The following is a 19,392-nucleotide window of genomic DNA, read 5'->3' as shown; positions in this document are numbered from 1 at the left end:
TCATATGTCCTCGTCCTTGCGGGCCATGAGCACGCTGTGGCGGTTGGTTTCGGGATCCTCAGCAAGAAAACCGGTCAGTCGCAGGCCGTTCTCTTCAAGGCAGGTGGCATATCCTGCGGGGGAGAGGGAGGCATGATAGATTGGCTCGCCCGCGACGGTCCCTGCGGCTTCGCCCGCCTTTGGGCCGACCGTGATCAACAGTGAGCCTCCGGGTTTCAGATGGCGGGCCATGTGGGACATGCAGATGCGCTGCTCATCCTGTGTGAGGTGAAAGAAGCTGTTCCAGGCGACAATTCCGTCGAAGGTTTCGCCAAGATCGAGGCTGCGCATATCGGCCTGCCGCCAGTCGCCGTCAGGCCATCTTACGCGGGCGATCTCCAGCATCGGTTCGGCGAAATCCACTCCGGTGACACCGAAGCCTTCAGCGATGAACCAGCGTGCGATTGGTTCGCCCGCGCCGCAGCCGAGGTCGAGCACATGTGCACCGGTTGGCAAGCAGGCGGTGAAGCGCGCGAGCCAGCGCGCTTCGAACAGCGCACGAGAGCGGCCGGCGTCATACGCCGCCGCCTGCCGTTCATAAACGCCTCGCGTGTCGTCGGGGGAGGCGTCTATCCCTGCCATGTGGGACCGGCCGGATCGTCAGTACCGACGATGTGGTAGAGTGCGGCCTCTCCGGACATCGACGGGGTGGCCATGTGGTCGAGACCAGCAGGAACCAGCGCGGTGTCACCCGGTGCCAGGATATCGTTGCCGCCGCTCCATGTGAGGTGCCAGTGGCCCCGCACGGGCATCAGGACGGACGCGCGGTCATGTCGGTGCATCGCTTCGGGCGCGCTGGCGCGGGTGAGGAAATCCACCTCGAACCCGGGCTTGTCGCGGATGATGCCACGCTCGCCGATGACCTTGACCGGCTTTTCGTTGGCGAGCGCGACCATGTCCCAATAGCGGCGGACCGATCCGCCGATGACCTGCATGGCGGAGGGTTCGGGGTAGGCTTTCAACTCCTCCTCGGTGAGGAGCGGCATTGGGGTCACGCCGTCGGGGAGGGTTTCCCCTTTCTCGGTGTCGTAGAGGGTGCCGTTTGCGCCGAGGACCAGGCCGTGGGCCTGCGCATCCTCGATGACTTGAGGCGCCCAGGTCACGCCGCCGCCGGCATCGTCCCCGCCGAGGATGGCCATGATCATCCCGTAATCGGTGCCGATGTTTTCGAAACCCCGGAAGATGCCGGTTGGGATGTTGAAGATATCGCCTTCCTCCAGCACGACCTCTCCCGCGTCGCCCCAGCGGCCCCAGAAGAAGCGCCAGCGGCCTTTGAGCACAAAGAAAACCTCGGCTGTGGTGTGGGAATGCAGCGAGTTGCGGCATTTGGGCGGCTGGCCAGCCGCGCCGATGTTGAAGCCGGGCGTGTCGGTGATGTGGACATGCTGGTCGGGGCTTTCGGAGACGCCGCCGCCGATGATCGTAAAGTTCTCCTTTTGATCGGAGCCGGGTGTGTGCGCGTCGATGAAGGCGGTTTTGCAGGGCTTGAGTTCGCCGTAGCGGACGATAGAGGGGGTCATGATGTTGGATCCTGTGCTTGTTGGAAGGGGGAGGGTGCGGTTCCCTCCTCTCCCGGCGGGCGCAGGTTCAGGCGGCGCGCACGCAGGCTGGCGCGGTGGGCGTGGTAGCGGGTGAGGGCCTCTCCGGGGTCGGGCATGTCAGACTGCGCCGCTGTGCATGAGGATCTGTTTCCAGATCGCGGTTTCGTCGAAGAGCGTCCATTCGCGACGGATGCCGCGGGGCCCGAATTCGGCATGGGAGATGCCGAGGACGTAGATGTCCGCTCCGGTGGGTTGGCCGAATGCGCCCCAGCCGTCGTGCTTGCCGGTCAGGCTCCACCGGATGGCGGCACGGGGCGGCATCAGCGGGTCATCGCGACCGATCTGGTGGTCGATCCGGAAGGTGGCGCTGGGGAAGGCTGCGCGGAGCCCCATCCAGAAGCCATCGGCGGAGGCGAAGGAATGACCGGTGACGCCGCCGGGATATTCGGTTTGAACGGCGCGGTCATAGCTGCTGGTGATAACGGCCATGTCGGCGCCCATGATGCGGGTGAGCGTGTCGGCGTATTGCGCGCCCCAGTCGTTGTCGTTGCCCTTGCCCTTGTAGGGGCCGGGGATGTCGGTGGCGGGGCCGAGGGGCTTGGTGTAGGTATCTGGTCCGCCTTCGCTGGCGATCATCTGGGCGGCGTACTCCTTTGGCTCCCAGCCCATTTGGCGAACGATGGCGCCCTGATCGCGGATCAGCCATTCGTCGTTGATCTGGTTGTTGATCGCATGGCAGTCGGCGATGATCCGGTAACGCAGCTTGGTCCCCGTCGCCTTGCCGTAGACGCCATCGCGCATATGGGTCGCGGTGGACAGGATGCGGTGCGACGACAGCATGCCGTCCTCAGCCGTGCCGGACCAGATGACGTCTTCGCCTAGCAGTGTGCGGTCGGGGAATTCGGCCAGCGTGGCCATGGTGGCCGCGATCACTCCCTCATTGCCGGTCACGACAGAGGCGGGGGAGCGGACGATGATGTCGGGGCTGTAATAGTCGCGCAGGGTCGCGATGCCGCGATCTTCCCAGATCTCTTTGGTGATGCCGAGGATGTAATCGGGGAAGTCGGCGAATTTCGGCTCGAAGCCTTTCATGAGGGCCATCCTTGGGGAATGCGGGCGGAGTTGCGGACGATCAGCGGGCCGTCAATGGCCACGCGGCGCGGCGGGGTGCCGGGCGTGTCGATGAGGGTGAGGAGGGTCTGCACCGTTTCCTCCACCATCCGGTTGGCAGGCTGCCGCACGGTGGTGAGCGCATAGCTGGGCCAAGAGGCGAGCGAGACGTCATCATAGCCGACGACCGAGACATCCTGGGGAACGCGCAGGCCCAGTTCATGGCGCAGCACATCCATCACGGCGAAGGCCATGTGGTCATTGGCGACGAAAACGGCGTCCGGGCGATCCGCCTTATCGAACAGCGCGCGGGCGGCAGCGCAGGCCTGATCGTAGTGGAAGTTGCCACAGGCGCGGGCATGTAGTGTGCGACCCACATCGGCAAGGCCGGAGAGGAAGCCTGCCTCGCGGTCGCGCTGGGTAGAGGCACCCTCCCACCCCGCGATATGGGCGATGCGCTGGTGGCCGCCGGCCACGAGAAATTCGGCCAGCTTGCGTCCGCCCGCTACATTGTCGGAGCTGACGCCGGAGAGGCGTTCGTCATCCTGCTGGCGGTTGAAGAGCACAATGGGGATGCCCGCCGCCTCGCAACGGGCGGTGAGCGTGTTGGACATGCCGACGGAGGCTGTGATGATGCCGTCGACCTGGTAGTCGAGCAATTCGTCGATGACATGTTGGGTGGCCTCGTCATTGTTAGAGGCCATGAAGACAAGAACATGGTACCCGTGTTCCTGAAGCGCCTTCGACAGTTTCTCGATAGCCTCGGGGTAGAACTGGTTTTCGAGATAGGCCACGACGAGGCCGATGATACGGCTTTTACCCGACACCATCGCGCGGGCAAGGACGTTGGGGCGATAGCCAAGCTCTAACGCGGCCTTGCGGACCTTTTCGGCGGTCTTGGCTGAGACCGACGCACCCGGGGTGAACACGCGGCTGACAGCGGATTGGCTAACGCCCGCGCGTTCGGCCACCTGCAGCGATGTCACCCGCGCGCCCATCAATCCGCCGTCCAGCCGCCATCGATCAGCATCGAGGTGCCGGTGACCATGGCGGAGGCGTCGGAGGCGAGGTAGAGGACGGCGCCCATGATGTCGGAGACTTCGCCCACGCGGTCGAGCTTGATCTTCTCCATCACCCAGGCGGCGCGCTCGGGGTTGTCGAAGGTAACCTGAGTGAGCGGTGTGCGGATGAAGGTGGGACAGATCGTGTTGATGCGGATGCCCGCCTTGCCCCACTCGATGGCCATGGCCTTCACCATCCCCTCCAGCCCGTGTTTGGAGGCGCAATAGACGGCGCGGTCTATACCGCCGACATGGCCCATCTGCGACGAGATGTGCATGATCGAGCCGCGCTTGCCCGCCGCCATCATGGCCTTACCGGCATAGGCGGACAGGAAATAGGTTGCCCGCAGGTTGAGGCCCATCACGGTGTCATAGTCCTCGGGTGTCGTGTCGATGGCCGGGCTGTGACGGGCAAGGCCGGCGGAGTTCACCACCACGTCGAAGGGCTGCTCCATCACCGGGCGCAGCGCGTCTAGGTCAGCCATGTCGAGGATCTGCGCCTCGGCGGACCAGCCTTCGGCTTGCATGGCCTGAACGGTTTCTTCCAGCCGCTCAGCCCCCCGCGCGACGCAGATGACATGGGCACCCGCCTCAGCCAGAGCCACGGCGCAGCCCTGGCCGATGCCCGAAGATGCGCCGGTGACGAGGGCGGTCTTGCCGGTGAGGTCGAAGGAAGGCGTGCGGGGCAGGGTCACTCGGCTGCCTCGCGATAGGGGGCGCCTTCGCCGTAGGGCACGTTAATGCCGCCATAGCGCCGGACGCGGACATTGCATTGCTCGGCATGGCCGACGAAGCCTTCGAGCATGCAGAGGCGGGAGCCATATTCGCCGATCAGCGTTGCGGCCTCATCCGTGAGCACCTTCTGGTAGGAATGGGTCTTGAGGAACTTGCCGACCCAAAGACCACCGGTATAGCGCCCGGCCTTCTTGGTGGGCAGCGTGTGGTTGGTGCCGATCACCTTGTCGCCGTTCGACACATTGGTGCGAGGGCCGAGGAAGAGGGCCCCGTAGCAGGTCATATGTTCCAGGAACCAGTCGTCGCGGTCAGTCATGACCTGCACATGTTCGGAAGCGATGTCATCGGCGACGGCGAGCATCTCGTCATAGGTGTCGCAGAGGATGACCTCGCCATATTCCGCCCAACTGACCGAGGCGGTGTCGGCCGTGGGCAGGATTTTCAGGAGGCGGTCGATCTCGGTCAGTGTCTCCTCGGCCAGCTTGCGGGAATTGGTCAGCAGGACGGCAGGGGAGTTGTAGCCGTGTTCGGCCTGGCCCAGCAGGTCGGTGGCACAAAGCTCGGCATCAACGGTGTCGTCAGCAATCACCATGGTTTCGGTGGGACCTGCGAAGAGGTCGATGCCGACGCGTCCGAACAATTGACGCTTGGCCTCGGCCACGAAAGCGTTGCCGGGGCCGACGAGCATGTGGACAGGCTCGATCGTTTCGGTGCCAAGGGCCATTGCGCCGATGGCCTGGATGCCGCCCATGACATAGATCTCATGCGCGCCGCCCAGATGCATCGCGGCGATCACGCCGGGATTGGGTTTGCCCTGGAAGGGCGGCGTGCAGGCGATAATGCGCGGCACACCTGCGACGCTAGCAGTGGCCACGGACATGTGAGCGGAGGCAACCATGGGGAACTTGCCGCCAGGCACGTAGCAGCCCACGGATTGCACGGGGATGTTCTTGTGGCCGAGGATCACACCGGGCAGCGTCTCGACCTCGATATCCAGCATGCTGTCGCGCTGGGCCTGGGCGAAGGTGCGGACCTGCTCTTGCGCGAATCTGATGTCGGCAAGCTCCCGGTCCGAAAGCTGGGCGATCAGTGCGTCGATCTCGGACTGGGTGAGGCGGAAGGAGGCGGGTGTGTAGTTGTCGAATTTCTCGCTTAGCTCTCGCACGGCAGCGTCACCGCGGGTCTCGATGTCTTTCAGCGTCGCCTCGACCACGGCGCGGGTCTTGGCGTCGTCTTTGGCGCGGTCAGCTTCGGGCTTGCCGCGTTTGAGGTATTGGGTGGCCATAACTCTTTCCTCAGGTCTTGTCCCAGACCATCTGAAAGGCCCAGGGCATACGGTTGAAATTGCGTCGGAAGTCGGGGTCCGGCCCGGTATAGGGCGGATCGGTGAACTGGCGCAGCGTGAGGCCCGCATTCAGGAGTGCCGTCATGTAGGCGGAGAGGGGGCGGTGATGGTTGACGATACGGATGTCGCCCCATGCGAACACCACATCGCGCTCGGTCATCATCTCGTCGATGCCCATGTAGAGGCGCTGACCGTCTTTCTCGATCCAGAGGCTTTTTTCATCCGCGCGGGAAGGTGGGCTGGCGGTGACGAAGGAATGCAGGTTGGCGATCAGGACCCGACCTCCGGGTCGCAGGATACGGGCGGCTTCGGCAATGGCGGCGCGCATGTCGGGGATGTCGATGAGGGAGAAATAAAAGACGGCGACGTCGAATGTCGCATCCTCAAAGGGCAGCGCCTCTGCCCGGCCCTCGACATAGGTGCTCTCGGGGTCTTTCTGGCGGGCGGCCTCCAGCAGCTTTTGGGTCGGGTCGAGGCCCACGGGGTCAAGGCCACGGGCCCGCATCATGCGGCAGAAGCGGCCCTCGCCACAACCGATGTCGAGGGCGCGACCCGTTTCGGGGAGTGCGTCCAGCATGGGGGCGTCGAAGATATGCAGGCGCGTGGGGTCGCCACCCTCTCCCATATGCGCCAGCCAGCCGGGCGCCGAGTGATCCCAGCCGAGGCCGGTCATCGGTCTTCGGGCCGGGGCGGTGTGCGCTCGCCCCGGTCATAGGCTTCCCAGCCTTCGCCGTTGAAGACGTCAACGCCAAGCTGGGCGGCGACATGGGCGAAATCGACGTTCACCCAATTGTCGACGATCTTGCCATCGACGACTTTCCAGAAATCCATGTAGCGGATTTCGATGCGTTTGCCGGTGGCGGGAATGCCCATGAACTCACCCGAATGGGTGGCCTCCTGCCGGCCAAAGCTGGCAGCCCATTCTCCCATGTAAAGGCGCGCCTCGTCGATGGCGACCTTGTCGGAGAAGGCGGCCTGGAAGGGGCGCTGCCAATTGTCCTGGAACTCCTGTAGCCCGTTCTTGGTGCCGCAACCCTGGTTGCCCATCCAGCGAAAGCTTTCGGCGAAGAACTCTCCGATATCGTCGATGCGGTGGTCGTTTAGACCGTCCACCATCGCTTCGATCACGCGGCGAGTGTCGTCCGTTTTGGACATGTCGGTATCGCGCGACAGGGCGGCTTGTTCTGGTCTGCTTCCGCTCATCCTTTGACAGCTCCCGCGGTCAACCCGCTTACAATCTGGCGTTGGAAGAACATCACGAGGATGAAGAGCGGTACGGTGGCCGAGACCACGGCGGCGACGGCGAACATCACGTTGCCTTCGGTCTGGGTGGTACCGAGGAAGCTGGCGATCTTGGGGACCATGGTCTGGTTCTCCTTGGAGAGCAGCATCGTGGTGACGGCGAAATCGTTATAGGCGAGCAGGAAGCTGAAGAGGCCCGTGGTGATCACACCCGGCCACATGACGGGGATGATCACATGACGAAACGCCTGGAACTGGGTGCAGCCATCGACCTTGGCGCTTTCATCCAGCTCCTTGGGGATTTTCTGGAAGAAGGAATGCAGCATCCAGAGGGTGAAGGGCTGGTTAATGGCCACGAGCACGATGATCGTAGTGGGCAGGATACCCCAGAGGTTCAGCTCGAAGAACGGCAGCAGATAGCCCGAGACCAGCGTGATCGGAGGCATGGCGCGGAAGATGAGCGCGATGATCAGGAGCCAGAACGTGTACTTATAGCCGGAGCGGGAGAGGGCATAGCCACCGAGCGTGCCGATGGTCAGTGAGGTTAACACCACGAAGAAACAGACGATCATGGTGTTGAGGCCGGCGCGCCAGAACTCCTCTTGCACCCAGGCGCCCTGATAGCCGCGCCCGGTGAAGGCATCGCCAGTCTCCGCAATGGTGCGGGCGCCGGTCAGTGCGTTGGTCCAGTTGGCGAGAGAGAAGAAATCAAGCTCGACCTTGAAGGATCCCCAGAGGGTCCAGAGGAACGGGAATGCGGCCAGGATCAGCCAGATCACGATGAAGGCCGAGGTGAAGGCGCGCAGGGCGGCGGGCTGTTTCATGGCTTTGGAGGACATGATCTTATGCCTTTCCGTTGAAGTCGCGCCACGTGCGCACCAGGACGGGCGAAAGCAGGATCGCAACGCCGATGATCGTGAGCACAGAGGTTGCGGCGGCGGAGGACAAAAGCCGCGTCTCGCCCCCCAGATCGTTGAAGATGATCCAACTGAGCGATGTGGCATGCGCCTCGGCGTTGAAACCTACGATAGGCTCGAAGACGCGGAAATTGTCCATAAGCTGGATTAGTGCGACGAAGGTCACTAGAGGCATCAGATGGGGCACGATCACGTAGCGGACCTGTTGCCAGCGGGTGGCGCCGTCGATCATCGCGGATTCCAGCGTGTCCTTGGGCAGGGTCTGAAGGCCGGCATAGAACACCACGAAGGCGAATGGCGCGGAACTCCAGACGCCATAGACGATCAGCATGATCCAGGTGAGACCGGTGGCGGCCTTGAGCGAGAGGTTGGGATCGTTCATCAGCCATTGCAGGCCGGATCCGAGGATGCCGCGGCTGTCGATCATCCAGAAGAGGATGAGCGACCCGATGAGCGGGGTCACGATCATGGGCAGCAAAGAGAAGAAGATCGCCAACCCCTTGAGGTGACGATGCAGGGAGTTGACCGCAAGCGCGATCATTAGGCCCAGGATAATCAGGAGCGGGGTCGCCACGAACGTATAGGTCAGCGTGAACGACAGCGCGCGGTAGAAGGGCAGGTTCTGGATGCGGCCCATGAACTGACCCATCGTGTCGGTGCCAGCCCATGCGGCGGCAACCTCGTTCACCGCCAGATGACCACGGTCAAGATAGACCGAAAGGCCTGCCCATTGGCCCAGCGGCTGCGCTTTTCTCAGGGCTTCGGTTGCCGCGGTATCGACGGTGACCTGCTCCCGGCAGCCGAACGGGCCGCAGTTTTCAACGGTGATCAGTACCTGATCGTGCGGGGTAAAGAGCGATTGGATCACAACCGACGCGATGGGCAGCGCGATGAACAGGAACATCGCGGTGGCCGTCGGCAGGAAGAACCAGAAGAAGGTCTTGTGTTTCATCGCGTGTCCCCCGGGGGTGGAGAGGGGGCAATCCCCTCTCCGGTCTGCTTACTGCAGGAAGCCTTTCTCGCGGGCGGCAGCGGTATAGGCGGCCTCCACATCGGCGAGCGCATCTTCAGCGCTTTCCCGGCCCTGCATGAAGTCAGACAGCTCCGCGCCGAGCGCGGAATGCAGCAAGCCCTGATAGGGCAGCATCGGATAAGGGACCGAGCCCATCTCAAGGGCTGCAAAAACACCTTGGGCTGCCGCCGTCGGTTCGTATCCTTCGATCAGCCATACGGCCTGAGACCGCGTCTCATCCGTGACGATAGAGGGGTCGATGCCTGCTTTCATCGCCTTGAAGGTCGCTTCGGCATCGGCGTCCGAGATGTTCTTGGCCACGGTCCAGCCATCCCACCAGAGCGTGGTCGCGGGCACGCTGCCACCACCAACGGTCATCGGGCCGGCGATCTCCATATGATCCTTGACCTCCTGCGAGACGCCATCGGCGTCCGGGATCGTGGCGGCACGGCTGCCCCACATGTTCATCAGCGCCACGTTGCCCGCGCGGAATTCGGCGTTGGTGGCGTTGGAATCGTGGGTCAGGAAGTCGGGGTTCATGTATTCCGACAGCGATTTCATCATCTCAAGGGCCGCGACGCCCTTTTCGTTGTTGATGCTGACCTCGGCAGTGCCCGGCTTGAAGAATTCCCCGCCATAGCCGATGAACATGTTGTTGAATTCCTGGGCGAGGTTCCAGCCGGCCTTGTAGGCGCCGCCGATCGGGTTTTGCATGATGCCCTTGCTGCGGATCACCTCTGCCGCCGCAAGCATGTCTTCGTAGGTCTTGGGCGGCTCCACCCCGATCTCTTCCAGCACGTCGGCGCGGTAAACCAGATGCTGGGCATTGGCCATGAACGCCACGGCCATGATCTTGCCATCTACGGTGATCAGCTGGCTGGGCTGGATATCCTGCCCGTGGGCTGCGACCAGATCATCGAGCGGGCGAATGACGTCCTCGTTGATGAGCGCCACGATGGAGGAGTTGGCGATGATGGCAGAGGTATATTCCGCCGGATTGCCTGTCATGCCGGCCACGTTGATCTTCTGGTGATCAGCGGTCAGGTTCGCTCTGACCTCGACCCCGCCGGAGCAGGCCTGCGCCCCCTTGGCCACCGTGTGGATCGCGGGAAATTCGTTGCCGACGATGCTGACGCGCCCGTCGGAGATGTCACAGGCGGCAGATGCGCCCGATGCGGCGAGGGTCAGGCCCCCGGCCAGTGCGATTTTCTTGAGGAACATGAATGCCTCCCTGTTTTGGAGCGGTGCGCCTTCGAAGATCGCACCCCTTTGGTTATGCGGGGCTCAGGCCCCTATTCTTGCCCCTGTCCCAGCTTCGAACAGGTGGCAGATCTGAGGTGGCACCGAGAGAGACACGCGTTCCCCGATTTCGGCGCGGTAGGATTTGTCGGCTTTGACGGAGACCAGAGCGCCACCGATCCGGACAGAGATCATGGTGGCGTCGCCCAAGAGTTCCATCGTGTAGATTTCGGTGTTGATCTGGCCCCCGCCTTCGGCAGCAAGCGTGGCATCCTCGGCTCGGAAGCCCAGCGTCATGGGGCCGTCGGGAGCATGCAGACGTGCAATCTCGGTCCGTTCAGCGCGGAATGTGCCGCCTTCGACCGTCCCTTCTATCAGGTTCATGGCAGGGCTGCCGATGAAGCTGGCGACAAAGGTGTTGGCGGGTGTGTCGTAGATCTCGGTCGGGCTGCCAACCTGCTGGACGACGCCCTGTTTCATGACCACCACGCGGTCGGCCAGCGTCATCGCCTCGATCTGATCATGGGTGACGTAAATCGTGGTTACGGCGAGTTCGTGGCTCAGGTTCTTGATTTGCGCGCGGGTTGAGACACGGAGTTTCGCATCAAGGTTCGACAGCGGCTCGTCCATCAGGAACACGTTGGGTTCACGCACGATCGCACGGGCCAGAGCCACACGCTGGCGCTGGCCGCCCGACAGCTCCGCCGGTTTGCGGTGGAGGAAGTCGTCAAGCTCCACCATGGCTGAGGCGCGGCGGACCTTGGCGTCATGGGTCGAAGGGTCGATGCCGCGGACCTTGAGCGGGAAGCGGATGTTCTCGTAAACGTTCATGTTGGGGTAAAGCGCGTAGGACTGGAAGACCATTGCGACATCACGATCCTTCGGCTCAAGATCATTGATGACCTTGCCGTCGACCAGGATCTCCCCGTCCGTGACATCCTCAAGCCCTGCGATCATGCGCATTGTGGTGGTCTTGCCGCAGCCTGACGGGCCAAGAAGGACGAGGAATTCGCGGTCGGCGATGGTCAGGTCGAAATTCTTGACACCAACGAAGGAGCCCCAACGCTTGCCGACGTTGCGCAACTGGATTTCGGCCATGTCTCCCCCCGGCGGAATCGTTTTTGCATACGCTTGCAATTAGGCTAGACCTGCGAAGATGCATCTGACAAGACTTTTTTGCAAACGTATGCAGAGGCCGGGATGAGCGACTTTCAGAACGAGAAAGAGACGGTGAGGGCCTTTTACGCCGCGCTGGATCGCACGCCGGAGCACAAGTTGGGCGATGTAATGGCCGAACATTGTGCTGAGCCTTTTCGGTGGCGGGGCTATCATCCGTTTGGAGAGTTGACGGAGCCGGGTGAGGTGGCTGAGCGGTTCTGGGCGCCGCTTCGCCGGGCACTGACGCCGATGCAGCGGCGGATGGATGCGTTCCTGGCCGGGCGGAACGAGATCGATGGGTTCGCCAGCGTGTGGGTGGCGTCGATGGGGCATCTGATGGGGCTCTTCGATCAGCCGTGGCTGGGGATCAGACCGACCGGCAAGCTCGCCATGCTACGCTATGCGGCGTTTCACCGAGTAGAGGCGGGACGGATTGCCGAGACGGCGATGTATTTCGACATCCCGCATCTGATGATACAGGCGGGACTGGCCCCGTTCCCGCCGCAAACCGCCGCGCATCTGGTGCAGCCGGGGCCGGTGACGCATGACGGGCTTATGTTCGGCGCACAGGACCCGGCAGAGGGGGAGGCGACGCTGGCGCTGATCAACCGGATGATCGCCGATCTGGGGCAGTGGAAATCGGGTGTGCCGCTGGAGGAGGAGCTGGCACGCACCTGGCATGACGACATGCTGTGGTGGGGGCCCGCGGGGATCGGATCGACCTACACGATCCAACGCTACGCAAAGCAGCATGCGGCACCGTTCCGCGCCGGGTTCATGGATCGGGCGAAGACAGGCCATGTCTGCCGGATCGCCGAAGGTGCCTATGGCGGGTTCTTTGGCTGGCCCAACTTCACCGCGACCCCGACGGGCGGGTTCATGGGGATGCCCGGCAGCGACCGGCCTGGGGAATTCCGGGTGATCGACATTTATCGGAGGGACGGCGACAAGCTGGCAGAGAACTGGGTCTTCATCGACCTTCTGCATTTCTGGAAACAGCAGGGCGTCGATATCCTCGCCCGGATCGGGGAGGTGGCAAGGACATGAGCGATACGAGGATCGACGCGCATCATCATCTTTGGGACCTTTCGGCGGTGCATTATCCGTGGCTGATGGAGCAAGGCGCGCCAAGGTTCTTTGGCGACCCGACACCGATCCAGCGCGACTACCTTTTGCCGGAGTTTAGTGCCGATGCCGCGGCGCATGGCTTCGGCGGGTCCGTGCATATCCAGGTGGGGGCCGCCGACCCATGGGCAGAGGCCGCGTGGGTGCAGAGTGTGGCGGACGCGCATCCGGACTGGCCAATGGCACAGGTGGTGTTCTGTGATCTGACGGCGGAGGATCTGGAGGCGAGGCTGGATCGCTACCAGAGCCTTTCGACCGTGAAGGGCGTGCGCCAAATCGTCGGTCGGGCACCTAGGGAGGATGCGCAGACGGGGACAAACACGCTGCTGGATGACCCAAGATTTCTGGCGGGCCTGCAGGCGCTTGGTCCGCGCGGCCTTTCCTTTGATCTGCAGCTTTTGCCGGAGTTGATGGAAAAGACGGCGGCCATCCTTGCCCGGGCGCCGGAGACGCAGGTGGCGTTGTGCCACGCGGGCTCTCCTCATGATCGGAGCGTCAAGGGGCTGGCGGAATGGGTGCAGGCGCTACAGTCGCTGTCGGCTCTGCCTCAGGTAAAGTGCAAACTGTCGGGGCTGGGCATGTTCGATCACGATTGGACGGCGGCGCGTATCGCTTCGATCGTGGAGACCTGCCTGGAGCAATTCGGGCCGGATCGATGCATGTTCGGATCGAATTTTCCCGTGGACAGCCTGTCTTCCGATTATGCGGCCCTGGTGGCCGCCTATGAGGCGCTGGTGCCGGTCAAGATGCAGGCGGCTGTATTCGGGGATACGGCAGGGGCGTTCTATTTCTGAAACAGCACCGCCGCCGCTGGGCCGGTACAATGGAGTGGCCTGATATTGCGAGCGCCCAGCGTACGGGCGGTTCGCAGGATCGAAGCGCCGCAAAGGAACGCGCCGAGACCACGCCCGGCGATGCGGTGTCGCAGGAACTCTCCGGTGATGGACCGGGCCGGGCGGTCGGCGCAGAAAACCAGGCATACAAAGCCGCCCGGACGGCAGACGCGGAGAAATTCGGCAAGGGCCGGCGTGGGATCTGGTAAGGTCTCGATCCCCCATGCGCAGGTAACAAGATCGAATGTGTCGCCCGGAAGCGGGATATTCTGGATCAGGCCGCGGATGCGACGCGCTTCGATGTCTGCACAGTGCTCAAGCATCTTGGGCGAGGCGTCGAGCAGCGTGAGCGTGATGCGACCGTCAATGGCGCGAAGCAACCGTCGCGCCACGGTTCCGGTTCCGCAGGCTGCGTCCAATACCGTCATGCTCGGGCGCAGAAGTGCGGTCGCTGCCCCTTCGAAGGCGCATTGCGCCTCGCCCCCGGCATGGCGGAGCCAGCGGTCATGGGCGCGGTCGTAGCGCCCGGAAAGCTGGTCATAGATGGATGTCTGGCGGCACGACAGCATTGGACTTTCACGTCTGAAGAAATATAATCGTCAAGAAGGTTGACTAACAGGATTGATCAAATTGGTCAAGGAGATTGACGATCTGCGCCCTGATCACATCGGCTGGCATCTTTGGGAGGCGGCGGCGCAATGGAAGATGCGGTTCAGCGCAGGTATGATCGCCGCTGGCCATGACTGGTATGGCGAAGCGCGGTCCGGTGTTATTCCCTATGTCGATCTCAATGGCACGCGGCAGGCAGATATCGTGCAACGCATGGGGCTGTCGAAACAGGCGGTTCAGCAGCTGATTGTCGATCTGGAACAGGTTGGCATCCTTCACCGGGTGCCGGATCCAGCGGACGGGCGTGGCAAGATCGTCTGCTTCACCGAAGTGGGCCTTGCCGCGCAACGCGATGCCGCGCAGGTCAAGCGCGAGGTGGAAAACGAGATGCGAAGAAAGCTGGGGGCCGAAGCCTTCGACACGCTGTATGCGCTGCTTAAAGAACTGGCCCAGCCCGACTAGACCCTGCCTGTCGGTTCATCGTTGCACCTTTCCGATCCTGACATTTCGTCGCGATCCTACAGGCTGTCATGCCTTTGTCATGAGCAACCTGCTATAGCGCCGGCAGCACATCGACGGGGCATGTTTTGCGATATCGCACGCTTTTTCTGTCCGACATTCACCTCGGCACACGGGGGTGTCAGGCAGCGATGCTGCTGGATTTCCTGTCGCACCACGAGGCGGATGAGATCTATCTCGTCGGAGACATCGTGGATGGCTGGCGTCTGAGACGCGGATGGTTCTTCCCGCAATCGCACAACGATGTCGTGTCCGCTCTTCTGGGAAAGGCGCATAACGGCACGCGGATCTTTTACATTCCGGGCAATCATGACGAGGTCATGCGTGACTACCTTGGCACACATTTCGGAGGTGTGGAGGTCGTTCGAACGGCTGACTTCACATCGGCGACCGGCAAACGCTTTCTCGTCACCCACGGCGATCAGTTCGACAATATCGTCGTTAATGCAAAGTGGCTGGCTCTGCTGGGTGACCGGGCCTACGAGACCGCGCTTTGGCTGAACACGTGGGTCAACAGGGCGCGCAGGCTTTGGGGCGGGCAGTATTGGTCGCTCTCAAACTGGGCCAAGCAGCAGGTCAAACGTGCCGTGAACTACATCAGCGAGTATGAGGCCGTGCTGACCGACGACGCACGTCGGGGCGGGTATGACGGAGTGATTTGCGGGCACATCCACAAGGCCAACAAGACAGAAATCAAGGGGCTGACCTACCTGAATTGCGGCGATTGGGTCGAAAGCTGCACAGCGATTGTCGAACATCCGAACGGGCAGCTGGACCTTGTTGACTGGGCCGCACGGCTGCGCCAGCGCAAGGCGTTGCGGGCGGGTCGCGCGGCATCCGTCAACGGCAAGAAGAGCCGGCGCAAATCAAGAGAAAAGGAAATTGTTTAGAGCGATATGACGTATACAGCTTCGATCGAAGACCAGCTAGGCGCTGCGGTCCATCAAAACCCCGCGCTGAGCAAGACGGGCGCCCTGGAGCGCGTCTTTTCCCACCTTTTTCAGGGATTGGTCTATGCCCAGATCTGGGAAGATCCCGTTGCCGATATGCAGGCGCTGCAGATTGGCCCCGAAGATCAGATGGTCTGTATTGCGTCCGGCGGGTGCAACGTGATGTCGTATTTGACCGCCAATCCTGCAAGTATCACCGCTGTAGACTTGTCACCGGCCCATATCGCGCTTTTGAGGCTTAAACTGGCCGGAGCGGAGCGCATCGGGGACTTCGATACGTTCTATCGCTTCTTTGGCAAGGCAAATCATGCGGCGAATGTCGGCGTCTACGATCGCGTCGTCGCCCCGCATCTGGACGGTGAGACGCGCGGCTATTGGGAGGGGGGCACCCTCTTACGCCGCCGCATCTCGCTTTTTGAGCGCACGATCTATCATCACGGTCTGCTGGGCCGCTTCATAGGTGGCATACACGTTGTCGGGCGTCTCGCGGGGGTCAATTTCCGCGAATTTGTCAGATGTTCGACGCTGGAGGCTCAAAGGGCATTTTTTGGCAGCCATGTCGACCCGCTCTTTGACAGGTGGATTGTCATGCGGCTTGCGCAGCAAAGAGCCTCTCTTTTCGGCTTGGGCATTCCGCCGGCCCAATATGACAAGCTTGCCGCAGATGGTGGGGGGGACGTGATCCCTGTCCTGCGCGAGCGCATTCGCAAATTGATGTGCGATTTCCCGGTTTCCGAAAACTATTTTGCCTGGCAGGCCTTCGCCCGCGGCTATGCACCTGATGAGCCGCGATCCGTTCCGCCTTATCTTGAGCGCGGACAGTTCGAGACGGTAAAGGCCAATGCAAGACGGGTCCGCGCCCACAACCGATCTTTGATCGATCTGTTGGCTTCGTTGCCGGACGGATCGCGGGACGTATACGTGTTGCTGGATGCCCAGGATTGGATGACGGACGACCAACTGGCGAACCTCTGGGCCGAGATCACCCGGACCGCACGGCCAGGTGCGCGGGTCTTGTTCCGAACGGGCGGGATCAACGATATCCTGCCGGGGCGTGTTGCGCCGGACCTGCTTGGGCATTGGAAATATGATGCGAAGGCTTCGGCAAAGGCCACGGCAGATGATCGGTCGGCAATTTACGGTGCCGTCCATCTTTATCGCATGGCGAACGGATGAGCGATCACGCGTCATCCCATGCCAAGCTGATGGACAGCACCTATCGCTATCAGCGTTTGATATATGACATTACCCGACGCTATTATCTCTTGGGCCGCGATCACCTGATTTCTGAGTTGAACGTGCCCAAGGATGGCGCTGTGTTGGAAGTGGCCTGTGGAACAGGTCGTAACCTTAGCAAGGTCAGGCAGGTCTACCCAGGCGGCGCGCTCTTTGGTCTTGATATCTCCGAAGAGATGTTGCGCAGCGCCAAGGCTAAACTCGGCGCGGATGTTCCGCTGATGCCAGCGGATGCGCGCGATTTCGATGCGCGTGCTCTTTTTGACCGTGAGACTTTTGATCGGGTGTTCATTTCGTATGGGGTCTCGATGATCCCCGACTGGTCCCGCGCCGCGCGTCAGGCCTTGGACCATGTGGCCCCAGGCGGATCGCTGCATATCGTCGACTTTGGCGATCAGGCCGGATTGCCCAGCTGGTTCAGGACTGGGCTACACGCGTGGCTCCGCAAATTTCACGTCTCTCCCCGATCCGATTTTCGGAATGTGATGGAGCAGCTTTCCCTGGAAACCGGGACCCGCTTAGAGATGCGCTCTCTCTATCGCGGTTATGCTGTCTATGGGGTAATCCGGCGCTCTTGAGGGGTGACTTATGAGTGCTTCGACAGTTTTACCGGCTGTCCGATCTTCCGATGCTTGCATTCCAGATATCTACCTACTACATGGTAGATATGGATACAAAGACACATCTCCTCGACAGCGCCGAACGGCTTGCCCGGTCCAAAGGGTTTGATGCGTTCAGCTATGCGGATCTGTCCAAGGATGTCGGCATTCGCAAGGCCAGCATTCATCATCATTTCCCGACGAAAGCGGATCTCGCCCTTGCCTTGATCCGTCGCTACCGGGAGGCGTTTACCCTTTCGCTTGCCAAGGCTCGTCAGGATGCGTCAACCGCAGGCGAACAACTTCAAGCTTATCTCGACATCTATCGCGCCGCGCTTCATGGCGGAGAGCAGGTATGTCTTTGCGTCGCGCTCAGCGCGGGCCGGGACAGTTTTGACGCGCCCGTCTTGGGGGAGCTTGAACTCTTCCACGAGGAGAGTATCGGCTGGCTCATCGCGCTTTTTGAACGTGGTCAGCTGGATGCGACGCTGCCAAAGGGGGCCGATCCAGAGGCACAGGCATGGGCAACCTTGGCCCAGGTCGAGGGAGCCCAGCTTATTGCAAGAGCCGCGCGCGATCCCAAACGATTTGATCAGGCGGTTCGACACCTGACGGCAAACGTGCAGTAAAAATTTTATCTCAGAAACCATCCAACTAGTAGGAAGTTAAAAAATGTTCGAAAACAAAGTCGCGATCGTCACCGGCGGAGGCTCCGGTATCGGAGAGGAGACAGCGCGTCGTCTCGTCGCCCATGGCGCCAATGTCATCTTGAACGGCCGGGACCCAAAAAAACTGGCGTCCAAGACTGACGAGATGGGTGCGCATCCAATTGCCGGGGATATCTCGGATCCTGCGACAGCACAGCGCCTTGTCGATCACGCCGAAGATACGTTTGGAGGGGTCGACATCCTGATCAACAATGCCGGAATCTTCGCGCCCAAACCGTTTCTCGACCAAACCGAGGCGGAGTATGACGCGTTTCTTGGAACGATCCTGAAGGGAAAGTTCTTTATGGCCCAGGCGGCGGCGCGCTCCATGCAAAGACGTGGCGGCGGGGCCATCGTCCACACTGGTTCGATGTGGGCGCTTCAGGCGATCGGCGCGACCCCTTCGGCTGCGTATTCCGCTGCCAATGCCGGCGTGCATCAACTGGTAAAGAACCTGGCTCTTGAGCTTGCGGGCGATAACATCCGGATCAACGCCGTCGCGCCCGCGGTCGTTGAAACTCCGGTTTACAACACGTTCATGAGCCCTGATCAGGTGGCTGAAACGCTTCCGTTCTTCAACGCCTTTCACCCTTTGGGGCGCAATGGACAACCGGCTGATATCGCCGAAGCCATCTTGTTTCTCGCGTCGGACAGGGCATCATGGATCACTGGTGCGGTTCTGCCTGTCGATGGCGGTGTCATGGCCGGACGGAACTGAGGAGGGAGAGATCACATGCGGATTAACGCGGACTTTTCTCAACGTGTGGTCGTGCGACCGGACGACTATGATTGGGTACATTCACCCTCCAACGGGGTCGATCGCATGATGCTCGACCGTATCGGCGACGAGGTGGCGCGGGCCACTACTCTTGTGCGCTTTGCGCCGGGCTCGACCTTCGACGCCCATACGCATGGCGGGGGAGAGGAATTTCTCGTGCTCGACGGGGTCTTCTCCGACGAAACCGGAGACTTCCCGGCTGGGTCCTATGTGCGCAATCCCATCGGCACATCTCATGCGCCCCATACCAAGGGCGGGTGCACGATTTTCGTGAAGTTGCATCAATTTGATCCGTCCGACCGGGCGCAGTTCTGTGTCGACACGCGCAGCCGGGATTTCTCTCCCGGACTGGTCGAGGGGCTTTCCGTTCTTCCGTTGCATGATGCGATCAACGAGAACGTCGCGCTTGTCAGGTGGTCTCCGGGCACGGTTTTCAAACGACATGCCCATTGGGGTGGGGAAGAGATTTTTGTGCTGGAAGGGACCTTTCAGGACGAATACGGCGACTACCCCGCGGGGACCTGGCTGCGCAGCCCCCATTTGTCAGAGCATACGCCCTTCTCGGAAGATGGATGCCTGATCTACGTGAAGACGGGCCATCTGACGGCTTCTGGCGCGCCGCAATCCGCTGCGTGAG

The 19,392-nt window shown here is 61.7% G+C and carries 23 protein-coding genes; 9 read left to right on the top strand and 14 right to left on the bottom strand.

What is annotated here, in order from left to right:
* The 13 genes from CFI11_RS22075 to CFI11_RS22020 form a co-directional block, all read right to left on the bottom strand.
* A complete protein-coding gene (locus tag CFI11_RS22075; RefSeq protein ID WP_130409646.1) occupies positions 1–621 on the bottom strand; it encodes a class I SAM-dependent methyltransferase in 621 nt (206 codons plus the stop codon).
* Complete coding sequence (locus CFI11_RS22070; RefSeq protein ID WP_130409645.1) at positions 609–1,559, bottom strand: cupin domain-containing protein; 951 nt, start codon at positions 1,557–1,559, stop codon at positions 609–611. The genes CFI11_RS22075 and CFI11_RS22070 overlap by 13 nt, the downstream gene beginning before the upstream one ends.
* Positions 1,556–1,696 (bottom strand): hypothetical protein, encoded by a 141-nt coding sequence (locus CFI11_RS24430; protein WP_165390365.1) that lies wholly within the window; start codon positions 1,694–1,696, stop codon positions 1,556–1,558. The genes CFI11_RS22070 and CFI11_RS24430 overlap by 4 nt, the downstream gene beginning before the upstream one ends.
* Position 1,697: 1 nt before the next feature.
* Complete coding sequence (locus CFI11_RS22065) at positions 1,698–2,672, bottom strand: ester cyclase (protein WP_130409644.1); 975 nt, start codon at positions 2,670–2,672, stop codon at positions 1,698–1,700.
* A complete protein-coding gene (locus CFI11_RS22060; RefSeq protein ID WP_130409643.1) occupies positions 2,669–3,688 on the bottom strand; it encodes a LacI family DNA-binding transcriptional regulator in 1,020 nt (339 codons plus the stop codon). Before CFI11_RS22060 ends, CFI11_RS22065 begins: the two co-directional genes overlap by 4 nt.
* Entirely contained in the window at positions 3,688–4,446 is a 759-nt protein-coding gene (locus CFI11_RS22055; RefSeq protein WP_130409642.1) for an SDR family NAD(P)-dependent oxidoreductase, read from the bottom strand. The genes CFI11_RS22060 and CFI11_RS22055 overlap by 1 nt, the downstream gene beginning before the upstream one ends.
* On the bottom strand, positions 4,443–5,771 hold the full coding sequence (gene hisD, locus CFI11_RS22050; protein WP_130409641.1) for a histidinol dehydrogenase: 1,329 nt from the start codon (positions 5,769–5,771) through the stop codon (positions 4,443–4,445). Before hisD ends, CFI11_RS22055 begins: the two co-directional genes overlap by 4 nt.
* Positions 5,772–5,781: 10 nt before the next feature.
* The gene (locus tag CFI11_RS22045; RefSeq protein ID WP_130409640.1) at positions 5,782–6,504 is read right to left on the bottom strand and encodes a bifunctional 2-polyprenyl-6-hydroxyphenol methylase/3-demethylubiquinol 3-O-methyltransferase UbiG; all 723 of its coding nucleotides are present in this window, start codon (positions 6,502–6,504) and stop codon (positions 5,782–5,784) included.
* Positions 6,501–7,034: an ester cyclase gene (locus tag CFI11_RS22040; protein WP_130409639.1), complete on the bottom strand. Its 534-nt coding sequence runs from the start codon at positions 7,032–7,034 to the stop codon at positions 6,501–6,503. Before CFI11_RS22040 ends, CFI11_RS22045 begins: the two co-directional genes overlap by 4 nt.
* The gene (locus CFI11_RS22035) at positions 7,031–7,912 is read right to left on the bottom strand and encodes a carbohydrate ABC transporter permease (RefSeq protein ID WP_165390364.1); all 882 of its coding nucleotides are present in this window, start codon (positions 7,910–7,912) and stop codon (positions 7,031–7,033) included. Before CFI11_RS22035 ends, CFI11_RS22040 begins: the two co-directional genes overlap by 4 nt.
* 4 nt (positions 7,913–7,916) lie before the next feature.
* A complete protein-coding gene (locus CFI11_RS22030; protein WP_130409638.1) occupies positions 7,917–8,942 on the bottom strand; it encodes a carbohydrate ABC transporter permease in 1,026 nt (341 codons plus the stop codon).
* Between the two features lie 48 nt (positions 8,943–8,990).
* The gene (locus CFI11_RS22025; RefSeq protein WP_130409637.1) at positions 8,991–10,223 is read right to left on the bottom strand and encodes an ABC transporter substrate-binding protein; all 1,233 of its coding nucleotides are present in this window, start codon (positions 10,221–10,223) and stop codon (positions 8,991–8,993) included.
* Positions 10,224–10,286: 63 nt separating this feature from the next.
* Positions 10,287–11,339: an ABC transporter ATP-binding protein gene (locus CFI11_RS22020; RefSeq protein ID WP_130409636.1), complete on the bottom strand. Its 1,053-nt coding sequence runs from the start codon at positions 11,337–11,339 to the stop codon at positions 10,287–10,289.
* Between the two features lie 102 nt (positions 11,340–11,441).
* Here CFI11_RS22020 and CFI11_RS22015 point away from each other — a divergent pair, with 102 nt between their 5' ends.
* Both CFI11_RS22015 and CFI11_RS22010 read left to right on the top strand, forming a co-directional pair.
* Complete coding sequence (locus CFI11_RS22015) at positions 11,442–12,446, top strand: nuclear transport factor 2 family protein (RefSeq protein ID WP_130409635.1); 1,005 nt, start codon at positions 11,442–11,444, stop codon at positions 12,444–12,446.
* A complete protein-coding gene (locus CFI11_RS22010; RefSeq protein ID WP_130409634.1) occupies positions 12,443–13,318 on the top strand; it encodes an amidohydrolase in 876 nt (291 codons plus the stop codon). Before CFI11_RS22015 ends, CFI11_RS22010 begins: the two co-directional genes overlap by 4 nt.
* Here the strand turns inward: CFI11_RS22010 and CFI11_RS22005 are convergent.
* Complete coding sequence (locus tag CFI11_RS22005) at positions 13,309–13,926, bottom strand: class I SAM-dependent methyltransferase (RefSeq protein WP_130409633.1); 618 nt, start codon at positions 13,924–13,926, stop codon at positions 13,309–13,311. The two genes, CFI11_RS22010 and CFI11_RS22005, sit on opposite strands and share 10 nt — an antisense overlap.
* Before the next feature lie 61 nt (positions 13,927–13,987).
* Between CFI11_RS22005 and CFI11_RS22000 the strand changes: the two genes are divergently transcribed.
* The 7 genes from CFI11_RS22000 to CFI11_RS21970 all read left to right on the top strand — a co-directional run bounded on the left by CFI11_RS22000 (position 13,988) and on the right by CFI11_RS21970 (position 19,391).
* Positions 13,988–14,428: a MarR family winged helix-turn-helix transcriptional regulator gene (locus CFI11_RS22000; RefSeq protein WP_130409632.1), complete on the top strand. Its 441-nt coding sequence runs from the start codon at positions 13,988–13,990 to the stop codon at positions 14,426–14,428.
* Positions 14,429–14,553: 125 nt separating this feature from the next.
* Positions 14,554–15,375, top strand: coding sequence for a UDP-2,3-diacylglucosamine diphosphatase (locus tag CFI11_RS21995; protein ID WP_130409631.1), 822 nt, complete (start codon positions 14,554–14,556; stop codon positions 15,373–15,375).
* Between the two features lie 6 nt (positions 15,376–15,381).
* Positions 15,382–16,611 carry a DUF3419 family protein gene (locus CFI11_RS21990; RefSeq protein WP_130409630.1) on the top strand — a complete coding sequence of 410 codons (1,230 nt, stop codon included), beginning with the start codon at positions 15,382–15,384 and terminating at the stop codon, positions 16,609–16,611.
* Positions 16,608–17,249, top strand: a complete 642-nt coding sequence (locus tag CFI11_RS21985; protein ID WP_130409629.1) for a class I SAM-dependent methyltransferase — start codon at positions 16,608–16,610, stop codon at positions 17,247–17,249. The genes CFI11_RS21990 and CFI11_RS21985 overlap by 4 nt, the downstream gene beginning before the upstream one ends.
* 89 nt (positions 17,250–17,338) lie before the next feature.
* Positions 17,339–17,899: a TetR/AcrR family transcriptional regulator gene (locus CFI11_RS21980; RefSeq protein WP_217358732.1), complete on the top strand. Its 561-nt coding sequence runs from the start codon at positions 17,339–17,341 to the stop codon at positions 17,897–17,899.
* 43 nt (positions 17,900–17,942) lie between these two features.
* Positions 17,943–18,695, top strand: a complete 753-nt coding sequence (locus tag CFI11_RS21975; RefSeq protein WP_130409628.1) for an SDR family NAD(P)-dependent oxidoreductase — start codon at positions 17,943–17,945, stop codon at positions 18,693–18,695.
* Positions 18,696–18,710: 15 nt separating this feature from the next.
* On the top strand, positions 18,711–19,391 hold the full coding sequence (locus CFI11_RS21970; protein WP_130409627.1) for a cupin domain-containing protein: 681 nt from the start codon (positions 18,711–18,713) through the stop codon (positions 19,389–19,391).
* Position 19,392: the final 1 nt, after the last annotated feature.

Origin of the sequence: Thalassococcus sp. S3, from assembly GCF_004216475.1 — a bacterium.
Lineage (GTDB): Bacteria > Pseudomonadota > Alphaproteobacteria > Rhodobacterales > Rhodobacteraceae.
This window is presented reverse-complemented; position numbering and strand designations above follow the sequence as displayed.